General features: G+C 42.7%; 20 protein-coding genes. 16 read left to right on the top strand and 4 right to left on the bottom strand.

Annotated elements, in window-relative coordinates:
• Positions 1-277: 277 nt before the first annotated feature.
• Positions 278-1651: a sugar porter family MFS transporter gene (locus RBH91_RS19985; RefSeq protein WP_307892678.1), complete on the top strand. Its 1374-nt coding sequence runs from the start codon at positions 278-280 to the stop codon at positions 1649-1651.
• Positions 1652-1704: 53 nt separating this feature from the next.
• On the opposite strand, the gene RBH91_RS19980 is transcribed toward RBH91_RS19985, so the two are convergent.
• Entirely contained in the window at positions 1705-1842 is a 138-nt protein-coding gene (locus tag RBH91_RS19980; protein WP_164470212.1) for a hypothetical protein, read from the bottom strand.
• Positions 1843-2013: 171 nt separating this feature from the next.
• On the opposite strand from RBH91_RS19980, the gene RBH91_RS19975 reads away from it, so the two are divergent.
• The gene (locus RBH91_RS19975) at positions 2014-3147 is read left to right on the top strand and encodes a zinc-dependent alcohol dehydrogenase (RefSeq protein ID WP_307892677.1); all 1134 of its coding nucleotides are present in this window, start codon (positions 2014-2016) and stop codon (positions 3145-3147) included.
• A gap of 52 nt (positions 3148-3199) precedes the next feature.
• Here RBH91_RS19975 and kduD read toward each other — a convergent pair whose 3' ends face one another.
• The gene (gene kduD / locus RBH91_RS19970; RefSeq protein WP_307892676.1) at positions 3200-3964 is read right to left on the bottom strand and encodes a 2-dehydro-3-deoxy-D-gluconate 5-dehydrogenase KduD; all 765 of its coding nucleotides are present in this window, start codon (positions 3962-3964) and stop codon (positions 3200-3202) included.
• A gap of 14 nt (positions 3965-3978) precedes the next feature.
• The gene (gene kduI, locus RBH91_RS19965; protein WP_076759049.1) at positions 3979-4806 is read right to left on the bottom strand and encodes a 5-dehydro-4-deoxy-D-glucuronate isomerase; all 828 of its coding nucleotides are present in this window, start codon (positions 4804-4806) and stop codon (positions 3979-3981) included.
• Positions 4807-5058: 252 nt separating this feature from the next.
• Between kduI and RBH91_RS19960 the strand changes: the two genes are divergently transcribed.
• The 14 genes from RBH91_RS19960 to RBH91_RS19895 all read left to right on the top strand — a co-directional run bounded on the left by RBH91_RS19960 (position 5059) and on the right by RBH91_RS19895 (position 24081).
• Positions 5059-6075, top strand: a complete 1017-nt coding sequence (locus RBH91_RS19960; RefSeq protein ID WP_307892675.1) for a LacI family DNA-binding transcriptional regulator — start codon at positions 5059-5061, stop codon at positions 6073-6075.
• 108 nt (positions 6076-6183) lie between these two features.
• Positions 6184-7149, top strand: coding sequence for a sugar kinase (locus tag RBH91_RS19955; protein WP_307892674.1), 966 nt, complete (start codon positions 6184-6186; stop codon positions 7147-7149).
• Between the two features lie 5 nt (positions 7150-7154).
• Positions 7155-7769, top strand: coding sequence for a bifunctional 4-hydroxy-2-oxoglutarate aldolase/2-dehydro-3-deoxy-phosphogluconate aldolase (locus RBH91_RS19950; protein WP_307892673.1), 615 nt, complete (start codon positions 7155-7157; stop codon positions 7767-7769).
• An 84-nt stretch (positions 7770-7853) separates the two neighbouring features.
• Positions 7854-8837, top strand: coding sequence for a 2-keto-3-deoxygluconate transporter (kdgT, locus tag RBH91_RS19945; RefSeq protein WP_307892672.1), 984 nt, complete (start codon positions 7854-7856; stop codon positions 8835-8837).
• Positions 8838-9011: 174 nt separating this feature from the next.
• Positions 9012-10880: an anaerobic ribonucleoside triphosphate reductase gene (locus RBH91_RS19940; RefSeq protein ID WP_307892671.1), complete on the top strand. Its 1869-nt coding sequence runs from the start codon at positions 9012-9014 to the stop codon at positions 10878-10880.
• Positions 10877-11323 (top strand): anaerobic ribonucleoside-triphosphate reductase activating protein, encoded by a 447-nt coding sequence (gene nrdG / locus RBH91_RS19935; protein WP_307892670.1) that lies wholly within the window; start codon positions 10877-10879, stop codon positions 11321-11323. Before RBH91_RS19940 ends, nrdG begins: the two co-directional genes overlap by 4 nt.
• Before the next feature lie 200 nt (positions 11324-11523).
• Entirely contained in the window at positions 11524-12474 is a 951-nt protein-coding gene (gene manA, locus RBH91_RS19930; protein WP_307892669.1) for a mannose-6-phosphate isomerase, class I, read from the top strand.
• A 129-nt stretch (positions 12475-12603) separates the two neighbouring features.
• Positions 12604-15237, top strand: coding sequence for a glucosaminidase domain-containing protein (locus tag RBH91_RS19925; RefSeq protein ID WP_307892668.1), 2634 nt, complete (start codon positions 12604-12606; stop codon positions 15235-15237).
• A 261-nt stretch (positions 15238-15498) separates the two neighbouring features.
• On the top strand, positions 15499-16704 hold the full coding sequence (locus RBH91_RS19920; protein WP_076759022.1) for a glycosyltransferase family 4 protein: 1206 nt from the start codon (positions 15499-15501) through the stop codon (positions 16702-16704).
• A 2-nt stretch (positions 16705-16706) separates the two neighbouring features.
• Positions 16707-18017 carry a glycosyltransferase family 4 protein gene (locus RBH91_RS19915; protein WP_307892667.1) on the top strand — a complete coding sequence of 437 codons (1311 nt, stop codon included), beginning with the start codon at positions 16707-16709 and terminating at the stop codon, positions 18015-18017.
• A 51-nt stretch (positions 18018-18068) separates the two neighbouring features.
• Positions 18069-19346 carry a nucleotide sugar dehydrogenase gene (locus tag RBH91_RS19910; protein ID WP_307894801.1) on the top strand — a complete coding sequence of 426 codons (1278 nt, stop codon included), beginning with the start codon at positions 18069-18071 and terminating at the stop codon, positions 19344-19346.
• 60 nt (positions 19347-19406) lie between these two features.
• Positions 19407-20516 carry a non-hydrolyzing UDP-N-acetylglucosamine 2-epimerase gene (gene wecB / locus RBH91_RS19905; protein ID WP_307892666.1) on the top strand — a complete coding sequence of 370 codons (1110 nt, stop codon included), beginning with the start codon at positions 19407-19409 and terminating at the stop codon, positions 20514-20516.
• A 92-nt stretch (positions 20517-20608) separates the two neighbouring features.
• Positions 20609-21379: a hypothetical protein gene (locus RBH91_RS19900; protein ID WP_307892665.1), complete on the top strand. Its 771-nt coding sequence runs from the start codon at positions 20609-20611 to the stop codon at positions 21377-21379.
• Positions 21379-24081, top strand: a complete 2703-nt coding sequence (locus RBH91_RS19895) for a glycosyltransferase (protein WP_307892664.1) — start codon at positions 21379-21381, stop codon at positions 24079-24081. The genes RBH91_RS19900 and RBH91_RS19895 overlap by 1 nt, the downstream gene beginning before the upstream one ends.
• A gap of 52 nt (positions 24082-24133) precedes the next feature.
• Here the strand turns inward: RBH91_RS19895 and RBH91_RS19890 are convergent, their stop codons facing one another.
• The gene (locus RBH91_RS19890) at positions 24134-24955 is read right to left on the bottom strand and encodes a glycosyl transferase family 2 (RefSeq protein ID WP_307892663.1); all 822 of its coding nucleotides are present in this window, start codon (positions 24953-24955) and stop codon (positions 24134-24136) included.
• Positions 24956-25064: the final 109 nt, after the last annotated feature.

The raw sequence follows: 25064 nt of genomic DNA, 5'->3' as shown, positions 1-25064 counted from the left end.
AACGTACCATTATTGCTAAAGTAAGTGAAAATTATGATATGAAAGTTAATTGGTTCCTAGTCTTGGATTTTACAGGATTATTTCCATTTTGACCATGGGTAGTCTTTGGAAAATGGCTTGGCAGTTTATTTTTAGCCGCCTTAATATGACGTTATAGCTCATAAAATGTTTCATTTTATTTATCTTCCTTTTAATGGAATTGAGAATTTGATGTTTGAAGAGTGAGAGATGAGGTAAAAGATTCATAAAAGCTGAGGCGCTGAAGGAGGATTTATTCATGAAGAAAAAGAGATCGAATGCCTGGCTTTATTTTTTTGGAGCCTTGGGCGGAGTGCTTTATGGATATGACACGGGTGTCATTTCCGGGGCGATTCTCTATATGAAAGAGGAGCTTGGGCTGAATGCTTTTACCGAAGGGCTGGTTGTCAGCTCTATTTTAATCGGGGCGATTTTCGGCTCCGGTTTATCAGGCAGGCTGACCGATCGCTTCGGCCGACGGAAGGCGATTATGTCAGCCGCGGTGCTGTTTTGTATCGGCGGCCTTGGAACGGCGCTGGCGCCGAGCACGGAATATATGGTCGCTTTCAGAATCGTGCTCGGCCTTGCAGTAGGCTGTTCAACGACGATCGTTCCTTTGTATCTATCAGAACTTGCGCCAAAAGAATCCCGCGGCGCTCTTTCATCATTGAACCAGCTGATGATTACGATTGGAATTCTGCTTTCCTACCTGATCAACTACGCTTTTAGTGATGCTGGGGCTTGGCGCTGGATGCTCGGCTTGGCGCTTGTACCGTCAATCGGTCTCTTGATCGGCATTTTTTTCATGCCGGAAAGTCCGCGCTGGCTGTTGTCAAAAGGAAAAGAAGAACAAGCGAGAGCGGTGTTGAGCAGGATGAGAGGAGAAAAACGAGTTGAGGAGGAAGCAGAGGAGATCAAGGAAGCGGAAAGGCAGGAGCAGGGAGGTCTAAAAGAATTATTGGAGCCATGGGTGCGTCCGGCATTGATTGCGGGGCTTGGACTTGCCTTTCTTCAGCAGTTTATCGGAACAAATACGATCATTTACTACGCACCGAAAACGTTTACGAATGTCGGTTTTGAAAATTCGGCCGCGATTTTGGGCACGGTCGGAATCGGGACAATAAATGTTCTCATGACGTTGGTGGCCATCCGCTTTATTGACCGGATCGGCCGGAAACCGCTCTTATTATTCGGAAATGCAGGGATGGTCATCAGTCTGATCGTGCTATCGCTGACCAACATCTTTTTTGGAGATACGATTGAAGCGGCATGGACAACGGTCATTTGTTTAGGGGTGTTTATTGTAGTGTTTGCGGTCAGCTGGGGGCCGATCGTCTGGGTGATGCTGCCTGAGCTATTCCCTCTCCGTGTCAGAGGGATTGGAACAGGGGTCTCAACGTTAATGCTCCATACCGGCAATTTAATTGTGACTTTGAGCTTTCCGATTCTTCTCGAAAAGATGGGTATCAGCAGCTTGTTCCTTTGTTATGCGGCAATAGGAATCGCTGCATTCCTGTTCGTTTTCTTTAAAGTAACAGAAACAAAAGGAAAAAGCCTTGAGGAAATTGAACAGGATTTAAAGGACAAGCACAGAGGCAGTCCGAAAACCGAGACACGAACGGCTGAGCAGTAAAGAGGATGGTTCCGCCATCCTCTTTTGTCGGCAAACGGGTGAATTGCATTCTGTCATGACTCATCTTTTCTTTCCTCATCTTCCGGCGGCTGGTCATCATGACGGGGCAAATGGCCCGATTTGATTCCCCTGAACACCAGAAAGAAAACAATAAAAACAAATAATCCCCCGACTAATATTTGCAGCAGCATCATAACACCTCCGTTTCTTTTATTTATGAATGGCCATCGCCGATGATTCAGTTTTTTTTCTGTGTGCCATACGGGAGAGCCTCTGTTAATGAAACGTTTGTTTAAAAATCTGAATAAGATCACAGCTTTATGCGACACTATCAATAACTGAAATGATGGGAGTGTGACCGGTTGAAGGCTGTAACGTTTCAAGGGCCTCAGCATATTGAGGTCAGTCAAGTGGAGGACGCCAAAATTGAGAAAAAGGACGATATTGTCGTTCGGATTACATCTACGGCGATTTGCGGGTCTGATTTGCATCTCTATCAAGGGAATTTTCCGCTTCCTAAAGGCTTTCAGCTTGGCCACGAGCCGATGGGAATCGTTGAAGAAACAGGACCTGACGTGACAAAGGTGAAAAAGGGCGACCGGGTTGTCATACCGTTTACCGTCGCTTGCGGGCATTGCTATTATTGTGAAAACAAATTGGAAAGCCAATGTGACAATTCCAATCCACACTATGATTCAGGCGGATATTTCGGCTATTCGGAGAAGTTCGGCAATCATCCGGGAGGACAGGCAGAATATTTGAAGGTTCCATTCGGCAACTTTACGCCGTTTGTCATCCCCGAATCTTGCGAGCTTGAGGATGAATCTCTGCTTTTCTTATCAGATGTCCTGCCTACCGCTTATTGGAGCGTGATTCATGCGGGCGTCAAAAAAGGGGATACCGTCATCGTGCTCGGCTGCGGTCCGGTCGGATTAATGGCGCAAAAGTTTGCCTGGATGGAGGGAGCAAAACGGGTTATTGCCGTAGACTACTTAAGCTACCGTTTAAAGCAGGCCGAAGCATTAAACCGTGTTGAGACATTTGATTTTACAAAATATCCTGATATGGGGGAGCATTTGAAGGAAATCACCAAGGGCGGAGCAGATGTCGTCATTGATTGTGTCGGCATGGATGGGAAAAAATCGCCGCTTGAATATCTTGAACAAAAATTAAAGCTTCAGGGCGGGACGCTCGGGCCGATCCAGATTTCAACAAAGGCGGTACGGAAATGCGGAACGGTGCAGATCACAGGTGTATATGGAAGCAACTATAATATGTTTCCCCTCGGCGCGTTTTTCGCCAGGAATGTCACGCTGAAAATGGGGCAGGCGCCGGTGATTCATTTAATGCCTGAGATTTTTAAGAAAATTGAAGAGAATCAATTTGACCCGAAAGAAATCATTACACATCAGCTTCCGCTTGAAGAAGCGGGACGGGCCTACCGCTTGTTCAACGATCATGAAGATGATTCCATAAAAGTCATTTTAAAGCCATAGGAACTTTCGGCGGCATGAAAGGCCGCCGGCCATTGCCGGCAGCCTCGAAAGTTTATCTTGCCAGCCATCCGCCATCAACGGCTAACACGTGTCCGTTTACATAATCTGAAGCCGGAGACGAAAGGAACAGTGCTGCACCGGCAATGTCATCCGGCTGTCCCCAGCGCTCCGCCGGAATTCGTTTTAAAATTTCCTCATTGCGGTTTTTGTCTTCGCGGATTTGTTTTGTATTGTTGGTTGCTATATATCCCGGTGCAATCGCATTCACCTGAACGTTAAGAGCGGCCCATTCATTGGCGAAAGACTTGGTTAGTCCGGCTACCGCGTGTTTGCTCGCCGTATATGCCGGAACGAGAATACCGCCTTGAAACGAAAGAAGAGAGGCGATGTTGATGATTTTTCCTTGTTTGCGCTGGATCATCTTTCGGCCGACGGCCTGTGTCAGCAGAAATAAGCTGTTCAAATTGACATTGATCACCGTTTCCCAGTTGTCCCGGGAAAACTCAGCCGCTTTTTCCCGGCGGATCGTTCCGGCATTGTTGACCAGAATGTCGATTTGATGACGGTCAAGAACTTCTTTTGCAAAAGACTCAATCTCGTCAAGGTTCCCCATATCAAGCTGATAAGACGTAAACGTCCTGCCGGCATCTTCAATGAGCCGTTTTGTTTGATCAAGTCCGCTCGTATGGGCCGTACCGATTATATCGGCCCCAGCTTTTGCGAGAGCTGTAGCGATGCCTTGGCCGATCCCTGTGCCGGGCCCTGTGACAAGCGCTGTTTTGCCTTTAAGAGAAAAATATGATTCAGGATGTCCCATCTCACTTCACATCCTTACCGTATGACATTCATCGGGACAGCATCCATGTCCTTAAATGTGTAGTTTTCACCGGCCATTGCCCAGATAAAGCAGTAATTGGAGGTGCCGGAACCTGAGTGGATAGACCATGCCGGTGAAATGACAGCCTGTTCATTTCCGACTACAAGATGGCGCGTTTCCTCCGGTTCCCCCATAAAGTGAAACACCTTGCTATCTTCATCAAGGTCAAGGTAAAGATAAGCCTCCATCCGCCGGTCATGTACATGGGCCGGCATTGTGTTCCATGTATTATTAGGCTCAAGGAAGGTGATGCCCATCATCAGCTGACAGCTCTGAATGCCGTCTGCATGAATGACTTTATAAAGATTGCGGACGTTCGAGGAGGCATCTTCCCCCAAATGGTCGTATGGCAGTTCGGATAGCGAAGCTTTTTGGACGGGATAATGTTGATGCGCTGTCGCCGAGACAAAATAAAACTTAGCTGCGCCTTCATCCAAGCTTGAGAAATAAACGTCTTGAGTCCCCATACCGATATACAGAAAATCCTTATGCCCCAGAACATGTTCTTCATCACCGATCTTTACCGCACCAGGTTTGCCGACATTCACAATCCCGATTTCGCGGCGTTCAAGAAAATACTCCGTTTTTAGGAAATCACCGGCATCAAGCTGAATCGATTCTTTTACAGGAACGGCTCCACCGATCACAACTCTGTCTTCATGCGAATAAAACATGTTCAGCCGATTTTCAACAAACAATGATTCTATTAAAAAATGCTCGCGAAGCTCTGCGGTTGTGAATCGTTTCGCTTGTTCAGGATGAACAGAGTAACGATTTTCCATACATTCTCCTCCTTGGATAGGGCGTTTTCATTTAACTTGAATGAAGAATCAAAATTTTTGGTAACGGTTTCAAAGATGAATTGTAAAGCAAATAATGGTAATCGTCAACAGCCTTTTCATATTTTTCTGATGTTTGCGGGTGCAAATCTAACATTTTCAAAATGCCTCTTCCAAAATTTCGCTGATGTGATATGCTAATGTTATAAGGTTTTTGAAATCGGTTTCAAATTTAAGGCGTATAGGAGTACTTGAATGAAGGATAAACAGACAGCAAAAGTAACCATCAACGAAGTAGCCGCACATGCGGGCGTTTCAAAATCAACGGTTTCCCGCTACATCAATGGGAAGCTTGATGCCATTTCACCAAAAAAGGTTCAAAGCATTAAAAAGGCAATCGAGGAGCTGAATTACCGCCCCAGTCAGATGGCCCAAGGTTTGAAGGTGAAAAAAAGCAAAGTCATCGGCTTTTTAGTAGCCGATATAACAAACCCGTTTTCAGTTGCGACCTTGAGGGGCGTGGAAGAGGTTTGTGATCAGTATGGATACAGTATTATGGTCTGCAATACGGATAACAGCCCAGAGAAAGAAAGAGAAATGCTTTATAAGTTGAAAGCGCACTACATTGAAGGGCTGATCATTAATACCACCGGCCAGAACAACGATGTGCTAATGGATTTGATCAGCCAGGACGTATCCATTGTGCTCGTTGACCGGAAAGTGCCCGGGCTCAAGCTTGATGCAGTCACAACAAATAACCGCGACGTCACAAGTCAGATCGTTAATATGATGTATGATAAAGGCTATTCTCATGTCGGCTTGTTTACCGAACCGATGAAGGGGATCAGTCCGCGGGAAGAAAGAGTTTCATCCTACACAGAGATTGCGCTGGAACGCAATGCCGGGCGCATTCCTTTCGTTTATGAAGTCGACGCCAAAGACAAAGAGGCACTTTTACAGTCTGTCAACAGCTTTTTGACGATGAATGAAGGGAAAAAAGCCATTCTCGGAAACAATGGGCTTTTGATGCTGAAAATCATCAGCTGCCTTTACGAGCTGGGCGCATCCATTCCCGAAGACATCGGGATTGCCGGTTTCGATGATACAGAATGGTATAAGTTAATCGGTCCGGGAATTACAACCATCGCTCAGCCGTCGCATGAAATGGGAAGGGTCGCCATGGAGCGGATCATCAAACGGCTTGAAGGAGACGTAAGCGCTCCGCAAACGATCCAGCTCGAGGCGGAATTAGTCCTCAGACATTCATTATAAGAAGAACGTCACTTTCAAAAAAACACTCGCCCCTCCCGGCATCCGGGAGAGAGTGTTTTTCTAACAGTACATTTGAAACCGGTACCATTTTGAATAGGGGGGGAAAGAATGACAATTGATGTCATGACATTCGGTGAATCCATGGCGATGTTCTACGCTAATGAAGCAGGTGAACTCCATGAAGCGTCTTCATTTTCCAAGGCGCTCGCCGGAGCTGAGACGAATGTTGCTGTCGGGCTTGCCCGCTTAGGCTTTCGGATAGGCTGGATGAGCAAGGTCGGGGATGATTCACTCGGAACGTTTATTTTAAATGAACTAAAAAAGGAACGAGTCGATATTTCGGAAGTCAAACGCACGGCAGGCAGACAGACGGGGATACTGCTCAAATCAAAGGTTGAAAACGGAGATCCCGATGTGACGTATTACCGGAAAGGGTCTGCCGCAAGTACGATGAGTATACACGATTATCCCGCCGAGTATTTCAAGCAGGCGCAGCATATGCATATGACGGGTATACCGCCGGCATTATCAAAAGACATGAAAGAATTTACACACCATGCTGTTCAGCAAATGAAGAAAGACGGAAAAACGATTTCGTTTGATCCGAATCTTCGCTTCCAGCTTTGGCCCGATCAGCAGACAATGGTTCATACGATCAATGAAATCGCCGTCCAGTCTGACTGGTTTCTTCCCGGAATCAGCGAAGGGAAGCTGCTGACGGGGTTCAACACACCTGAAGAAATCGCGGAATTTTACTTGAATCAGGGAGTCAAGCTTATCGTCGTCAAGCTTGGAAAAGAGGGGGCTTATTACCGGACAGCCGAAAAAGACGGCTATGTGCCCGGTTATGCCGTTGAGAAAGTGGTCGACACCGTTGGAGCGGGGGACGGCTTTGCCGTGGGGATCATCAGCGGACTTTTAGACCGGCTTCCATTGGAAGAAGCTGTGCAAAGAGCAAATGCGATCGGAGCGCTCGCTGTGATGGCTCCGGGGGATATGGAGGGCCTTCCGTCGAGAGATCAGCTGAAAGACTTTATGACGGCCCTGAGAAACAATCAAAAAATAGGGGGTTAACCATAATGGAAATGTCCATGATCGAAAAAGTGCAGGAGCATCTTGCAAAGGCCGGGCTGATCGCTGTCATCCGTGCGAAAAATATGGAAGCGGCTGAAGAAGCGATTGAGCGTCTGATCGATAAAGGAATTACTGCGATTGAAATCACATATACCACGCCGGGTGCGTCGCTGCTGATCGAAAAATTGGCGAAAAAAGACGGCATTCTTGTGGGGGCGGGAACGGTTATTGAAAGCCGGCAGGCGCGGGAAGCCGCTGCAGCAGGGGCGAAATTTATCGTCAGCCCGGGGTTTTCTGGAGAATTGGCCGATGAAATTGAATCATTGCATACATTTTTTATACCGGGCGTGATAACACCAAGCGAAATTATGGAAGCGGTCTCAAAGGGATTTCGCATTCTTAAGTTGTTTCCCGGCGGAACTTCAGGAATCTCCTATATGAAAAATCTCGCCGGCCCTTTCCCAAATATCCGCTTCATTCCGACCGGAGGAATTCATCCGGGCGAGGTGGAAAAATGGCTTGATGCCGGGGCTTTGGCCGTAGGAGTGGGAAGCCAGCTGGATAAAGTTTCAGAAGAGGATCTTCAGCACATCTTGAATAGACGGGTCAAACAAAAATAAACCATCCTGCAGCGTGAAGATCATTCGGGTTTTGGTAGATCAATAGCTTTGTGTTTTCATTACTTTAGAATGGGAGATTAAATGATGAAAATTAAAGCAACGATTGAACGTGTGCCGGGGGGCATGATGATCATTCCGCTGTTTCTTGGCGCAACGCTGAATACGTTCGCCCCCGGAACGGCAGAATTTTTCGGCGGATTTACGGGTGCCCTGATTACTGGAACACTGCCGATTTTAGGCGTATTCATCTTTTGTGTGGGGGCCACCATTGACTTTCGCTCTTCAGGCTATATTGCCAGAAAAGGTTTGACGCTTCTGATCGGCAAGATTGGTTTTGCTGCTGTATTGGGATTGATCGCTTCGCAGTTTATTCCCGATGAAGGAATTCAAACAGGATTTTTTGCAGGATTGTCGGTTCTGGCGATCGTTGCGGTCATGAATGAAACAAACGGCGGGCTGTACTTGGCGTTAATGAACCATATGGGGCGAAAGGAAGACGCAGGTGCTTTTGCTTTTATCAGCACCGAATCAGGCCCGTTTATGACGATGGTAACGTTTGGTGTAACAGGGCTGGCGGCATTTCCATGGGAGACGCTTGCTGCAACCGTGATCCCGTTTTTGCTTGGCTGCATACTTGGAAATCTTGACCCTGATCTGCGTGATTTATTTGGAAAGGTCGTCCCTGCGATCATCCCGTTTTTCGCATTTTCTTTGGGAAACACGCTCGATTTTAAAATGCTGGTTCAATCCGGTCTTTTAGGTATTTTTGTCGGTGTATCGGTCGTCATTTTATCCGGAACCTCCCTTTATTTACTCGACAAGTTTATTGCGAGAGGAGACGGGGTGGCCGGGGTGGCGGCGTCATCAACCGCCGGGGCGGCCGTAGCCGTCCCATACGCCCTGGCGGATGCAAACCCGATGTTTGCCCCTGTGGCAGAGTCAGCCACGGCTATTATTGCCACAAGCGTCATTGTCACTTCACTTCTGACACCGCTTGCGACCGTTTGGATAGAAAAAAGAACGAGACAGAGAAAGCCTCCAAAACAAATAACGATTGACTATAAATGATTCAGGCTTAAAAGCGCCGCGGGACTGTCCAGATCCGCGGCGCTTTTTTTTCCGGCGTTTTCAAAGAACGTCACCAAATTGTTGAAATTCACGACTGAAATCCGTGCTAATATCAATATGTAGTGTTTGTATATATAACTAACACAATATATGGTTTTAATAGGAGAGATCAGGATGACAACAGGCAGTAAAGAACAAGGATTATCACAACTGACAGAAACGTTTCACGACATCGTCGGATATGGAAACCATGATATTATGCAGGAAAATGCCAATGTAGACGGCCGATCCCCGATGGGGCAAATGAGCCGGTTTGCATCCGAGAGCTCCAGACATTATGCGCTTCATTACTTAATGTCGCCGGAAATAAAGAAGGCGGTCGATGACAATGTGTTGTATCCGCACGATTTGGATTTTATGGCGAGCGGGACAACGACTTGCTGCCAAATTCCTTTAGGACAGCTGTTAAAAGGCGGGTTTAACACAGGCCACGGCTCCCTCAGGGAACCGAAAGACATTATGAGCGCCCTGTCACTCGCATCTATCATTTTTCAATCCAATCAAAATATGCAGCATGGAGGCCAGTCATTCCCGATGTTTGATTATGACCTGGCGCCTTATGTCCGCAAAACCTTTGAAAAACATGTCAAGCGGATCAAACAATATCCGACTTCATTAACTGAAGAGGAAATAAGGGAAATGGCATGGGAAGAGACGGACCGGACAACCTACCAGGCGTGCGAAGCTTTTATACATAATGCCAACAGCATGCATTCCAGAGGCGGCGGACAGGTTCCGTTTGTCTCGATTAATTACGGGACGGATACATCAATGGAAGGGCGCATGCTGATCAGAAACGTTCTCAAGGCGACAAAAGCCGGCCTGGGCAAAGGGGAGACGCCCATTTTTCCAATCCAGATTTTCAAAATGAAAGAAGGAATCAACGTCCATAAGACCGACAAAAACTATGATTTATATCAGCTGGCATTAGAAACGAGCGCAGAAAGGCTGTTTCCCAACTTCAGCTTTATTGACTCTCCGGTGAACAAGCCTTTTTATGACGGGACACCGGAAAGTGAAATTGCTTATATGGGATGCAGAACGCGTGTCATGTCCAATATCCATGGAAAAGAAAACAGCATCGGCAGAGGAAATTTGTCATTTACGTCGATCAACATCGTCAAAATTGCGCTGCTGAGCGAAAACATAGAACAGTTTTTTACTTCTTTAAGCCATTATATCGATTTAACGATTCAACAGCTGCTGGAACGGTACGCCTTTCAGTGTAAAAAAAGAGCGAAAGACTTCAAATTCCTGTATTCGCAAGGCATTTGGCATGAAAGCGGGCAGCTCGGTCCCGACGATACGCTTGAAGACGTTTTAAAGCATGGTACGTTGAGCATAGGGTTTATCGGACTGGCTGAAGCCTTGACAGCATTGACGGGAAAACACCATGGAGAAAGCGAAGAATCGTTTGAGCTTGGGAAAAAAATCGTGCAATATATGAGAGACAGGGCAGATGAAGCCACAGAAACATACAAGCTGAACTTTTCGCTGATCGCTACACCTGCAGAAGGGTTGTCAGGTAAATTCGTGAAAAAAGACAAAATCCAATTCGGCTCCATTCACAATGTAACGGACCGGATTTATTATACGAATTCGTTTCACATCCCTGTCCACTATAAGCTGACTGCAATCGAAAAAATCAGAAAAGAAGCGGCTTTCCATCTGATGTGCAACGGCGGGCACATCAGCTATATCGAGCTGGACGGAGATCCAAAGAAAAACATTAAAGCGATGGATACACTTGTCAATGCGATGCGCCAAGAAGGCATGGGATACTCATCCATCAACCATCCCGTTGATCATTGCAAAGCCTGCGGATTTACCGGCATCATTGATAATGAATGCCCGCAGTGCAAAAACAGTGATGAAGCATTCATTGAACGTATCAGAAGGATTACCGGGTATTTAGTCGGAGACATGTCAAAATGGAATTCTGCCAAAAGACAAGAAGAAAAGGACAGAGTGAAGCACCTATGAAAGTGATGAATATAATTCATGACAGCATCGTAGACGGAGAGGGCCTGAGAACAGTTGTATTTTTGGCAGGCTGTCCGCATATGTGTGAAGGCTGTCATAATAAACAGAGCTGGAACATCAATAACGGATTTGACATGAGCGTTGACGAAGTCTTTGAAGAAATCATGAAAAACCCTCTCACAAATGTGACGTATTCAGGAGGGGAACCGCTCTTGCATGCTAGCGAGCTGATCGAGCTGTCGGAGAAAATAAGGCAGCACTCGGAAAAGGATATATGGCTGTACAGCGGATATACGTATGAACAGATTTTAAGCAATGAAAAGCACAGCGCTCTATTAGCCTATTGTGATGTGTTAGTAGACGGTCCGTTCGAGATTACGAATAGAGATTTGACTTTATTGTACAGAGGAAGTTCCAATCAAAGGATTATCGAGTTAACATAAGCAGAAGCCTTCGGGTTTCTGCTTTTTATTCGGAAACCAGCTTTTTCCTTATCGGCATTGACTTCTTTTGAGATAACGTCATAATGAATATGAAAAGGTTTATCATTTTTAGCGTATGTCAAACGATAAAAGAAAGCGTTTTATTTACATAGTCGAACATTGACCAACGGCTAGAAGACAACAAAGGGGGAGAGGGCTTCATGACGCAATCGCCAATATTTTTGCAGCCTGAATTTAAAGAGAGGATATGGGGAGGAACGGCTTTAAGAGAACAATTCAGTTATCATATCCCTTCAGATTTGACAGGTGAATGCTGGGCGATTTCCGCCCATCCGCACGGACCGAATCTCGTGGCTTCAGGACAGTATAAAGGAAAAACGCTCGCCGAGCTTTGGGACAAGCATCGCGAACTGTTTGGCGGCATAGAGGGCGACCGTTTTCCGCTTTTGACGAAAATTCTCGATGCGGCTAAAGATCTTTCGGTTCAGGTACATCCTGATGACTATTATGCCGGAGAACATGAAAATGGTGAATTGGGAAAGACGGAGTGCTGGTATATCCTCGACTGCAAAGAAGGGGCAGAGATCATCTACGGCCATACCGCAAGGACGCGGACAGAGCTTGTCACAATGATGAACAGCGGCGATTGGGACAATTTATTAAGGCGAATCAAAATCAAACCGGGCGACTTTTATTACGTGCCGAGCGGTACAATCCACGCCCTTTGCGAAGGCACGCTTGTTCTTGAAACTCAGCAAAGCTCTGATACGACATACCGGGTATACGATTATGACCGGACGGATCAAAATGGAGAAAAGCGCGAGCTTCATCTTGGACAGGCCATCAATGTCACAACAGTCCCGCATGTTGACGGATACACGGATGAATCAATAGAAACCCGAAAAGGTATCACCATTAAAACATTTGTAGAAGCAGAGTATTTTTCAGTATACAAATGGGATGTCGACGGACTTGCCGAGCTGACTCAAGAATACCCCTTCCTTCTATGCAGCGTCATTGAAGGAGATGCTAAGCTCACCCAGGGCGGTGAAACATTTTCGATCAAAAAAGGAACACATTTTATCCTGCCGGCAGAAACCAACGACTTTACAATAGAAGGAACATGCGAAATGATCGTTTCACATATTTAAGAAAAAGCTTAGGCGGCCTGAAAAAGGGACGCTAAGCTTTTTTTTGTGAAAAAACGGTGTCGGCTTGCCGATATAGAGAGAAAGCAAGTTTGATAAATTAGGAGGCTTTAGGCGAGGGGAGAAGACAATGTGAATAAGTCAATCAGAACAGCCGTTTTTTTCGCTGCGGTTTTACTTTTCATACATGCAGCAATCCCGGCGAACCATGCTCTTGCAGCATATACGGACACCTCCGTATACAAGATTGAAACAGGAAAAGAGTTTCATAGTAAAAGCGAAGCTGTAAAAGCGGTTGAAAAACTGAAAAAAGATACGGGATGGAAAGCAGAGCATCAAGTTTCTGGAAAAAACAGAACGACATATGAATTGACAACAGGCGGGATTGAGGGAGAAAGCAGGACAAAAAGCCTTCATCTTCAGTTTGAAAAGGAAACCGGCCTTAAAGGAACATACAGTCCTCTTGGACAGCGCGAGCCTTTAGCAAAAGCTGTCTCACAGACGTTTGCAGGGGAAGCGAAAGCGAAAGAATGGGCTCTCCAGCTTGCAAAAGAAACCGGTTTGAAAACGTCATATACACCGGCAGGAAAACAAGAGCCGTACGTAAACGTGGTCACTGAAGCGGTCAAGGGTGAAGAAAAAACAAAAAGCCTGCTGAGCCGTTTTGAAAAAGGGACAGGATTAAAAGCGGCATACCGCCCATATGGAACCGGACAACCAACAGTAAAGCTTTTATCCGGGGAAATTGCAGGAGAAAGCAAAGCAAAAACGATGCTCGCGCAATTTGAAAAGCAAACCGCGCTAAAAGGGTCGATTGAGCTATTAAAAAAACAGCAGCCAAAGTATAACATCACGACAGGCGCGATCCAGGGCGAAGCAAACGCTAAAAACCTAATGAAGCAGTTTGAAAACAAGCTGAAGATCAAAGCGTCATATGAAGCCGCCGGAAAGCCCGAACAGTTATACAATGTAAAATCGGGCTATTTTAAAGATGAAAAAAGCGCCAAAAACGCCGTCAGCCAGATTAAAAAAAATACAGGCGTCTCCCCGGGCATTGAAAAAGTGAAAAGGACCCGTTTCTGGATTGTTACCATGAAAAACCTGAACGGTAAAAGCCTAAGTCAAGTAAACGCTTTTTTCAAAAAGAAAACGTGGCGCTACACTGCATCAAAAGCGGGAAAAAAGCAGACGGCGTTTCGGATTGTCACCGTTCCGGTTTCCGAACAAAAGAAAGCGAACGACGCGCTCAATTTCTTTAAGAACAAAAAAGTGCAGGCTTCAGCCCAAAAGGCAGGCAGCGTGATAAGCAGCCGCTATCGGATCGTTTCAAGCGAAACATCTGTACAGGAGAAAATCAGCAAAGGGCTGGACATCTTTAAGAAAAACGGTGCCGCCGGTACAGCTGCAGCAACGGGGAAAAAGGTGTACAGCCATTTTCAGCTGACATCAGAAGCCGTTTTAGAACAGGAAAACATCACGAAAGCGCTCAGCTTCTTCAAGGCCAACGGCATTCATTCCGACGTCGTCAAAACAGGCCAATTGTACAGCCGATACAAACTGAGTACGGAAGCTGCGGTCAATAAAACCAAATTAAATCAAGCGCTCGATTTTTTCAGGAAGAGAAATATAGCGGGCACGATTCAGCAAACCGGTCAATACGGCTACAGGCAGTATCGGCTGACATCAGGTCCGATCACAAGTAAATCAGCACTTGACAGGGGCCTCGCTTTCTTTAAGAAAAACACTGTCAGCGTATCTTATCAAACGAAGACGATCAGTCTCTTTAAGATCGCCATTCACGAGCGGTTTACAGGAAAAGACCGGGCTGCGGCAGCGGCGAATCAGGTTCAATCAAACTACGGATGGCCGGCGAATATCGTCAAAATCAAAAACGGTCCGCAAATGATGACGACCGACTACGGGATCACACTGAACCAGATGGTTGATAAACAGGTGAAAGTCAGCCCGCAAACCGATGCAGCCGCATATGTCTCTTTAAGCTATATCAATACAGTCAATCAAACTGTAACCGCTGATTTGCTGAATGTCAGATCAAGCCCCCGTGTGATAAGCGGCAATATCATCGGCCAACTGCAAAAAGGAGATAAAGTCAGCATCATCTCCCAAGAAAACGGCTGGGCCAAACTGAGAATGAATTGGAGAAATGCCAGCAGGGAAGAAGTAGAGAAATATGTCAATCCAGATCATTTCACACAGGGCAGTTCAGCTTATTTTCAATTTCTAAAGCTTTCCCAAACAGCCGGTTTGAATGCAACAGAGATCAATGGGAAAATTCTTTATAACAAAGGGATTCTGACAGGGAAAGGCCAAGCGTTTATCGATGCAGCCAGAAGGTACAGCATCAACGAACTGTATCTGATTTCACACTCGCTCCTCGAAACAGGAAACGGCACCTCTCTATTGGCAAAAGGAACGAGCTTCAACGGCAAAACGGTTTACAATATGTACGGAGTCGGAGCTTATGATAGCAATCCGCTCTACTATGGCGCAAAATACGCATATGAACAAGGCTGGTTCACACCTGAAGCCGCTATCATGGGCGGAGCCAAATTCATCGGCGAAAAATACATTCATCATCAAACCTACAAACAAGACACTCTCTATAAAATGCGATGGTCGCCGAACGCCGTCCATCAGTATGCGACAGATGTCGGCTGGGCTTATAAGCAGGTGGGGAGAATGTACAGCCTTTATGCTTTGCTTGATGATTATACGCTTTATTATGATATACCGGTTTATCGGTAGGAAGCAGGGAGCAGGGACCTGCTTCCTATTTTCGTAGGCGTAATTTCCTAAAAAGGAAAAGAGAATTGTGTCGAAATTCGCCAACTCCTGTTGCAATTGTCGTTTTGTAAATATTATAATCTTAGATAGACTTACAGAATTATATGAATCTGTTTCATTTGGTGGTTTGCTTTCATAATTGTTATTTTGAGGTAATGCTGGCAATCTGATTCAAACGCAGAATTCATATTTTAATTTTTTGTGGAAGTGCGGGGAGTTTATTTGAAAATTTTAATCATCACACAAAATTTTTATCCTGAAATCGGCAGTGCGGGTAATCGTATGAAAACCATCTTCCTTATGCTTAAACAAAAAGGTTACCATGTAGAAGTTTTAACCACAGAGCCGACGTATCCTTCCAGGGACATTTATTCTCAAGACGGTTTTTGGAATGAACGAGATATCGATTTAGACCGAAAACGAATTACTCGATTGTCAGTTCGAAATAAAAAGTATTCTTCCAACTTCTTTAGCCGCCTTTTCTATTATCTTGAGATCATGTTAAAAATGTTTTTTTACGTTAAGAAGGATAAAAATAAATATGATGTTGTGTTTGTTACTTCTCCGCCTATTTTTGTAGCCTTTGTCGGTTTAGCCGCTAAATACCGTTACAAAGCTAAACTGCTGCTGGATATCAGAGATTTATGGCCTGAATCATTAAAAGGTGTCGGTGTATTTAATCGTTCCTTTATTATTTGGTTGTTTGAAAAAATGGAATCTGCTTTATACAAAAAAGCGGACCGCATCATTATCAACAGTGAAGGATTTATAGACCATTTTAAAAATAAATCTGAGGGATTAACAAAGAAGCTGATGTTTCTCCCGAATGCAGCAAGAAGAAAAGAGATCGTGTTAAGAGAACGCGAAGATGATTCCGTATTTAATGTAGTGTACGCAGGCAATATTGGCCTGGCTCAAGATGTCACAATGCTCATGCAGCTGGCAAAAAAGCTTGGTGAACATCATATTTCACTAAATGTTATCGGCTACGGGGTGCAAAAACAGACTTTTACAGATTTTGTCCGCCGCCATCATCTAAAAAACGTAAAGTTTATCAAGCCGATGGGAAGACAGGATTGTTTAAACCGGATGTCGCTTTGTGATGTGGGAATTGCAACACTCAATAATTCCAGGGTCTTTGAAACGGTGCTGCCGGGCAAGATCATTGACTATTTAACATGCAAACTTCCTGTTGTCGCATCGTTGTCTGGATATCCTAAAAAACTGATTGAAAATGAAAAAATCGGATTCGTAACAAGCAGTCAATCAGTTGATGAAATGGTAAATCATATTTTAAAGCTATATCATGATCCTAAGCTATTACGGGATATGCAGTCAAATTGCGGGAAATTTATCGAAGAAAATTTCTTGTGGGAAAATAACATTAACAAATTAACAAATTTGTTAGATCAAATTGCTAAAGGTTGATTATGATGAGAACGAAAGTTTGTATGTTTGTTTGGAACCATTTCACAAATGACGCTAGGGTTATGAGGGAATGTACAGCTCTGTCCGAAGAAAACTACGATGTTGATTTGATTTGTATACACGACCCAAAAGACCCTAATCTTAAGACTTTTGAAGAATACAATCAACATTTTAGGGTGCATCGTGTAAAAAGATATCCGGAAAGCCTGCTGTTTTTTCAAATGATCAGTAAGCGTCTTAAGCGGCATAAATTGTTATTGCTGCTGGCTGTCCTTCTATGGCTGTTGGCAGCTTATTTGATGCCAATTCCTGTCATCATTTGCACTTTTTTTGCTTTAGCTGTTCTCAAAACGAAACTCAAAACAGCTATTGTCAGAGGAAGCATCATTTTAAGAATGATTTTAAAAGGGGCAAAGAGGACATACGACATTTATCATTCAAATGATTTAAATACACTTCCGCAAGGCTACATTTGTTCAAAATTACGCCTGAAGAAAAAAAAGCTGATTTATGATTCCCACGAAGTTCAAACGAGCAGAACGGGATATAATAGCAGTTTTTACGGGAAGCTGGAAGCTTTCTTAGTTCATAAAATAGACGGGATGATTGTCGAAAACCATACAAGAGCAAAGTATAATGAGGATCTTTACGGTTTTTATCCGCATGTTGTGCACAACTATCCATTTAAACAAACAGAAGAATTCAGCGAAAAAATCGATCTTCACAGCCTGCTGAACCTGCCGGAAAATGAAAAAATCCTTTTGTATCAAGGGGGCATACAAACCGGAAGAGGACTCGAAAACCTCGTTAAAGCAGTTCCAAAATTTAATGAAGGAACACTTGTATTGATTGGAGACGGCCGTATTAAACCCGAATTGGAAAAAATGGTTGATGAAATAGGGATTGGGGACAAGGTTAAATTTTTGCCAAAGGTCCCATTGGCAGAGCTCCCTAAATATACGCGCAATGCATATTTAGGTTTTCAGGTTTTAAACAATGTATGTTTTAATCATTACTCAGCTTCTTCGAACAAGCTGTTCGAGTATATGATGGCCGGTGTGCCGGTTGTTGCTTGTGATTTTCCGGAAATCAAGAGAGTGACAGAAGGAGAGAATACAGGCATAATTGTAGATTCACATGACCCAGATTCTATTGCTGAAGGAGTTAACAAACTGCTGAGCGCTCCAGATTTAAGAGATGCTTTAAGTCGAAACAGTCTTAGAGCCAGAGGTTTATACAATTGGGAGCAAGAGAAGGCCGCTTTTTTAAGAGTGTATCAAAGCCTGGATGTGAATGGTTTGGGGTTTAAATAGGCATTATTTACTATATCTAATAAAACAATATGAAAAAGGAGCGTATAAATGATGAAAATTTGCACTATGGGACTTGGTTATATTGGCCTGCCGACATCTATTATGTTCGCAAAGCATAACGTTGAAGTCGTAGGTGTTGATATTAAGCAGGAAGTAATAGACTCTTTAAATGCTGGATTCATTCATATTGAAGAGCCGGGGCTTCAAGAAGCCTTAAATGAAGTAATTCAAAATGGAACTTTTAGAGCATCATTAATGCCAGAAGAAGCTGAGGCGTTCATTATCTCAGTGCCTACCCCTAACCGTAATGATGAACATAAATCATGTGACTTAACTTATGTGCTGGATGCCGTTAAGGCTGTCCTTCCATTCATTAAAAAGGGCAACGTTATGATTGTTGAATCAACGATTGGACCGCGAAGCATGGATGACTACGTAAAACCTCTTGTAGAAGAAGCCGGCTTCGTGATTGGAGAAGATGTGTACTTGGTTCATTGTCCTGAAAGGGTGCTGCCTGGCCAGATTCTTCACGAATTGGTATATAATAATCGTATTGTGGGCGGAATTACACCAGCTTGCACAGAAGCTGGTGCAAAAGTGTACAGCACCTTTGTCAAAGGCGAAATTATCAAAACAAACGCCAAAACGGCGGAAATGTCTAAGCTGATGGAGAATACGTTTAGAGATGTAAATATCGCTTTAGCGAATGAGCTTACAAAAGTATGTAACGAACTTGAAATAGATGCGCTCGATGTTATTGAAATGGCAAATAAGCATCCCAGAGTCAATTTGCACACGCCAGGACCTGGTGTAGGAGGACATTGCTTAGCTGTTGATCCTTATTTTATTGTCGCCAGGGCTCCGGAAACTGCTAGATTAATTGACCTTTCACGTTCCATCAATACTTCAATGCCTTACTATGTAGCAGAGAACGTAAATGCTTTAATGGAAAAGGAGCAAGGAAAGATTGTTACTGTGTTTGGTCTCACATATAAAGGAAATGTAGATGATATTAGAGAAAGCCCGGCTATGGAAATTTTAGAAATCTTAAAAGAACAAGAGAAATATGAAATAAGGGCATATGATCCGCATGTCAAAAAGGATTTCGTGTTCGGTGATATTGAGCAGGCTGTAGATCATTCAGATTTAATTTTAATTTTATCTGATCATGATGAATTTAAAGAATTAGAATGGTCTCACTTGACTAAAATGTCAACGAAACAAATATTTGATACGAAAAACATCGTAAAGAATCGTTCAAACGATTTTAAATATATCAACTTTGGGAACCTTCATGAGTCATTAAATAAAGAGACAATATTGGTATAACTTGTTGTTCTGAGCCAATATCATTACAAAGATAAATCGCTGCAACTGGGAGGAAAAGCATTGAAAAAAATAAAAGTCATGACCATTTTCGGGACTCGGCCGGAGGCAATTAAAATGGCCCCTCTAGTCCTTGAGCTCAATAAATATCCTGATCATATCGAGTCATTGGTCACAGTTACTGCTCAGCATAGGCAGATGCTTGACCAAGTCCTTAAAGCTTTTGGAATTCAGCCGGACTTTGATTTGAATATCATGAAAGACCGGCAAACACTGGCGGATATTACCACGCGCGCGTTGACCAAGTTAAATGAATTATTAATAGCAGAAAAGCCGGACGTTGTCCTTGTGCATGGCGACACAACAACTACTTTCGTCGGCAGCCTTGCTGCATTTTATAACCAAATTTCTGTAGGGCATGTAGAAGCAGGATTGAGAACCCGAAATAAATACTCTCCTTTTCCTGAAGAAATCAATCGCCAGATTACGGGTGTGATTGCTGATTTGCACTTTGCTCCGACAGAAAAGTCGAAACAGAACCTTTTAGAAGAAAACAAAGATCCTGCACAAATCTATGTGACAGGAAATACGGCGATAGATGCTTTAAGAACGACTGTCCGAGATGATTATCAACATGAAGTGCTCGATCAATTGGGCGATGACCGGATGATTCTCTTGACTGCTCATCGAAGAGAAAACATAGGTGAACCTATGGAAAATATGTTTCGGGCGATCAAAAGAATTGTTGAAGAGCATGAGGATGTTCAAGTGGTGTATCCCGTGCACTTAAATCCCGTTGTAAGGGAAACGGCTGAACAAATTTTAGGAAGCTTGGACCGTGTTCATCTAATTGAACCTTTGGAAGTGATTGATTTTCACAATTTCGCTTCAAAATCGCACCTTATTTTAACCGACTCAGGCGGGGTTCAGGAAGAAGCTCCTTCGTTAGGAAAGCCTGTTCTTGTGTTACGGGATACAACGGAAAGACCTGAAGGAATCGAAGCAGGCACATTAAAGCTTGCCGGTATAGAAGAAGAAGTGATTTACAGGCTGACAAAACAGTTACTAACAGATGAGGAAGAATATAAAAAAATGTCAAAGGCTTCTAATCCTTATGGAGATGGACATGCATCCAAACGTATTGTCGAAGCTCTTCTCCGATATTTTTCATGATCTCGCAATACACGGATAGTCTGCCAAATGGCAGACTATCCTCATGATTGGACTATATATTCCCTCACTTACGCTAAAAGGAGGAAAATGATTTGAAACCTGTTTTCTCAGAAACAGCTCCGAACGAACACGAACAAAACAACGAATTTTTAGATTTAGACGAAAACAATCCAATAAAATGGGAATACACATCGGCTGTGGGGGATCATATTTTAATTGCTGTAAGATCGAGTAATCTTGGTGACGCGTACTTGTCTGCGATTGGAAAAAAAGTTGCGTATTTAAGAAATGACCTTGAAGAAGAGGAAGAAATAAGTGCTGAGACATTTGACACGATCCTATTGGGGGATCTTCCAAAGACCGTATTTGATTCTGAAAGGTATATTGAACGTTTAACTCCACATTTATCACCGAACGGAAGCTTTGTGCTATGGACTTTTATAAAAGACCTAAATCTCAATAACCTCCTTAATTTGGTCATAACATCTTTTCAGCTTGGATTTCACGTTAAAGTGCACAGAGGGAACAAATGGCTGGGATTAAAATTGCAACGAACAAAAGATGGAGCCGTTAACGATTTATCAGAAACAATCAGCAATCTGATCGAAACCCTTAATCTTCATGGCAGAAAAAAAATTCAGCCATACGAACAGCAGATATCATCGCTTTTGAATGAAGTAACGGTTCTAAAAAAAGAGCTGGTTGATGCATATAAAAAAGAAGAAAAATTGTTACAGCAGCAAAAGAAAACGGACAAGCAAACGAAGTATCTTGAGAAGCGTTATCAAGCACTATCTTCATCAAAATTAGGACGCTTAACCCTTTTTTATTGGAAATTTAGAAAAAGAAGAGGTAATCGTTAATGTCGAATATTGATCAGCGTCTAACGACTATAAAACAAAAAATAGATAGATTGACAAAAGAAATTGCGGTTGATAGAGCTGCTCTAAGCGAGTTTAACAATAAAAAGAGTTTATCGGTTTTAAATTCCAGGAAAAATAAGCTTGCCGGCTTAAGAAATAGTCAAACGGCTAAAAGTGCACCAGCCTCCAGTCAAAACAATATCATGACGCCGGCGGAAAAAGAAGCTTATGTCCAGTTTTTGAAGAAAAACCATAAAAAAGGATATTTTGAAGAGATTCAGGAGCAAATCAAACAACTTCCTGACAGCAATGGTTCAAGGTATTACAAGAAACTTGATCTTCAAATGGGAATCATTGCAGACGAATTTTTATTCAAAAGTTTGGAAGACGCAGCGAATTTTCATTATATCACTTATGAAAATTACAAAAGTTATGGTGACAAAATTGACGTTTTTGTCCTTGCCACTGCTTGGAGAGGGCTTGACGGAGCCTGGAAAGGCCTGGGGAATCCAAAAATAAAAAGAATACGAGACCGAATACGCAGCATAATTGAATTTTATAGAAGTAAACATATTCCCATTGTTTTTTATTCAAAAGAAGACCCGGTTAACTATGAGTTTTATATAGACTTGGCTCAGCAAGCTGACCATATCTTTACTACATGCCAAGAGGTTCTTGACGATTATAGAAGGGACTGTCCTTCTGCAAAAACATTTGACGTATTGGAGTTTGGCGTCAATCCAATCTATCATAACCCGATCGGTACAAGAATGTTCAGAAGGCAGGATATACTATTTGCAGGGTCATGGTATCATAAATATCCAAACCGGCAGCATGACAGCCGAATTCTCTTTGACGGCGTATTAAATGCAGGCCGTGAACTAACCATCATTGACCGCAATTTTTCATTGCAGCTTCCGGCTCATTTTTATCCAAAGGAATATGTTCCTTATGTTGTGCCGTCAACAGATCATGAAACTTTGCAAAAAATTCATAAAATGTATGATTTTACATTGAATTTAAATTCTGTAAAAGACAGCAACACGATGTTTGCCAACCGGGTGTATGAACTGCAGGCAATGGGCACGGTCGTGCTGTCTAACTACAGCATCGGAATAAACAGCAAGTATCCTAATGTCTTTTTGGCTCCTTCTAAAGAAGAATTGACGGACTACTTAAACGCGTTGACTCCTAAAGAAATATATCAATTGCAAATGCAGGGCGTCAGAAAAGTATTGAACGGTGAAACAGCATTTGACAGAATTAATAAAATAGCGGAAGTCACAGGGCTTGAGAAGTATAGATTCAATAAAAAGGTGCTTGTAGTAGCTCAAGAAGATACACCTGAAATGAGAGAGCAATTTAATCGTCAATCCTACAAATATAAATCCTTTATTTTAGAAAAAGATGTGACTGAACAAATTTATACAGACCATGATATGGTTGCATTTTTCAGTGAAGATTACCATTATGGAGAATATTATCTCGAAGATATGGTTAATGCCTTTAAATACACGAGCTCAGACTATATTACAAAAGATGCTTACTATCGTTCGCCAGAGGAGTATGTGTCTGGGATTGAACATCATTATGTAAACGAGATGAAGGACCGTTATCGTACATTGTTCTGGAGAGAATCGTTTGATTGGCAATCGTTAAAAGATATACAGCCAGGCGAGCTTTTAAAAGGATACAGTGTCGATCCTTTAGAAATTATGACTGCTCCAGAACATAAACAGAAGAAAGAAAACAAAACCTATAAGCTTTCGGTGATTGTACCGACTTATAATAATGGTGAGCATTTAAGATATAAATGTTTTCAGAGTCTTTCAAGAAGCAGTATTTTTGAGGATATGGAGATTATCATCGTTGATGACGGATCAACAGATGAATATACGCCTCATGTCGTAAAAAGGCTGCAAGACCAATATTCTAATGTAAAAACGTATTTTTACCCGCAAGGCGGCAGCGGAAGTGCTTCAAGGCCAAGAAATAAAGGACTGGGACTGTCAACTTCGGAATGGGTAACATATCTTGACCCGGATAATGAAGCGATTAATGACGGGTATGCCGCTCTTTTAAATGAGGCTAAAGGGTCTTCATATGATATGGTAATCGGTGATATGGTGCGTTTATCAGATCAAGAGCAGCTATTTTCCTATTATAAAACCATGATGGGATTCAATAATGGCAGGGCATCTCGGAAGGGGCCGCATGAGGAATTTCTCAAAAACACTTACTTTAAGGCAATGAGTATACAGGCACTCGTCGCTAATAGAGAATGGCTTGTGAATTCCGGAATTAAGATGGTTGAAGGTGCAATAGGCGAGGACACGCTTGTTTTTCATGAAATGATCCTCTCATCAAAGGCTTTTAAAGTCATTGATTTACCTATTCATATTTACTATGCAATGGTGGAAAATTCTTCAGTTAACAATATAAACAAGAGATTTTTTGAGCGCTATATTCTGCTTGAAAAAGGACGAATTGCTTGGCTGAAAAAAGAAGGACTATTAAAAGATTATCAGGATATTCGCTTGGAGAATTATGTGAAGAATTGGTATATGGCCAAATTGACCATGGTAAATGAAGATGAAAAAGATGAAGCAAAAGATCTTTTAGTTCAAATACTGAAGTTATATGAAGGAATGGATTGGAAAGATCAAGAGATTTTAAATTTGTTAAAATCAGAAGAAGTTTAGGTAAGGGGGGGGGGATGCCCCCTTACCTTAGTTTTTTCTTTAAAAAGGGACGCTATATTCCCGTTCTTTCATTTAAAATAGCCAAAGTCTCTTCTTTACTCAGAGGATTGTGTCCTTTTTCCTCATCATAATAAAAGTGACATTCAATTTTTTTTACATAAGGTTTTTGTTTAGTGAGTTCAAACAATTCATTAATAAAAGGGTGAAAATGACGATTAATATCATGATCACATGCTAGATTTTGGTGATAAATGATGTTCGGAATATAATTGATTTTCTTGTAAAATTCCGGAATGCTCAACCTGTACTTGAGCTGCTGTGGAACATCTTCCAGCCCCTTTTTTTTATAAGAAGTTTCAAGCATTTTCAAGACATGGCTTTGATAATAGTTGATCACGATTGTTTGTGGATTATTAACCAAAGCGGTAGAGCCTTTTACCAGTCCGCTTAGGAACAGAGAGGTGAATCCGCCGGCGGAGCTTCCGTAAAAAGTCGTGTTCTCCGGCTTTATATTTAACATTTCAGTGATCTTCATAATGATTTCTGAAATCGTTTCTAAGTAAAAATGTTCTTTGTCACCCTGTCCCCAGCCGATATTTATATTTCCTAAATAAAGGGTTGGATCATTATAAAATATAGTTGAGCAGGCAATTTCATCTGCCCATGAATGTCTTTGAAAAACAGGAAGCGTATGTTTTTTCGGATCAATCGCTCCGGATCCAAGAATTAATAAAGTGTTGGAAGATAATTTCAAATTCAGAAAAAACTCAAAATTGACCTGTTTATGTTCAACAATTAATAAAAATTTCTCATCAAAGGTCAGAGACTCCTTTGATAAATGTTCCAATGACGTGAATGTTTTTTTGATGTTCATAAAGTCCCCTTAGCATTTAATTTTATCTGGAGATATTTTCATTGCTTCATTTTTAATTAAAGATATCTGTATTACATTATTTTTGTCAAGGTCGGCTGATTTAAACATT

Source organism: Bacillus swezeyi, from assembly GCF_030908325.1.
Classification (GTDB): Bacteria; Bacillota; Bacilli; order Bacillales; family Bacillaceae; genus Bacillus; species Bacillus swezeyi.
The sequence above is the reverse complement of the archived record's forward strand: the minus strand, read 5'-3'. Positions and strand labels throughout refer to the sequence as shown.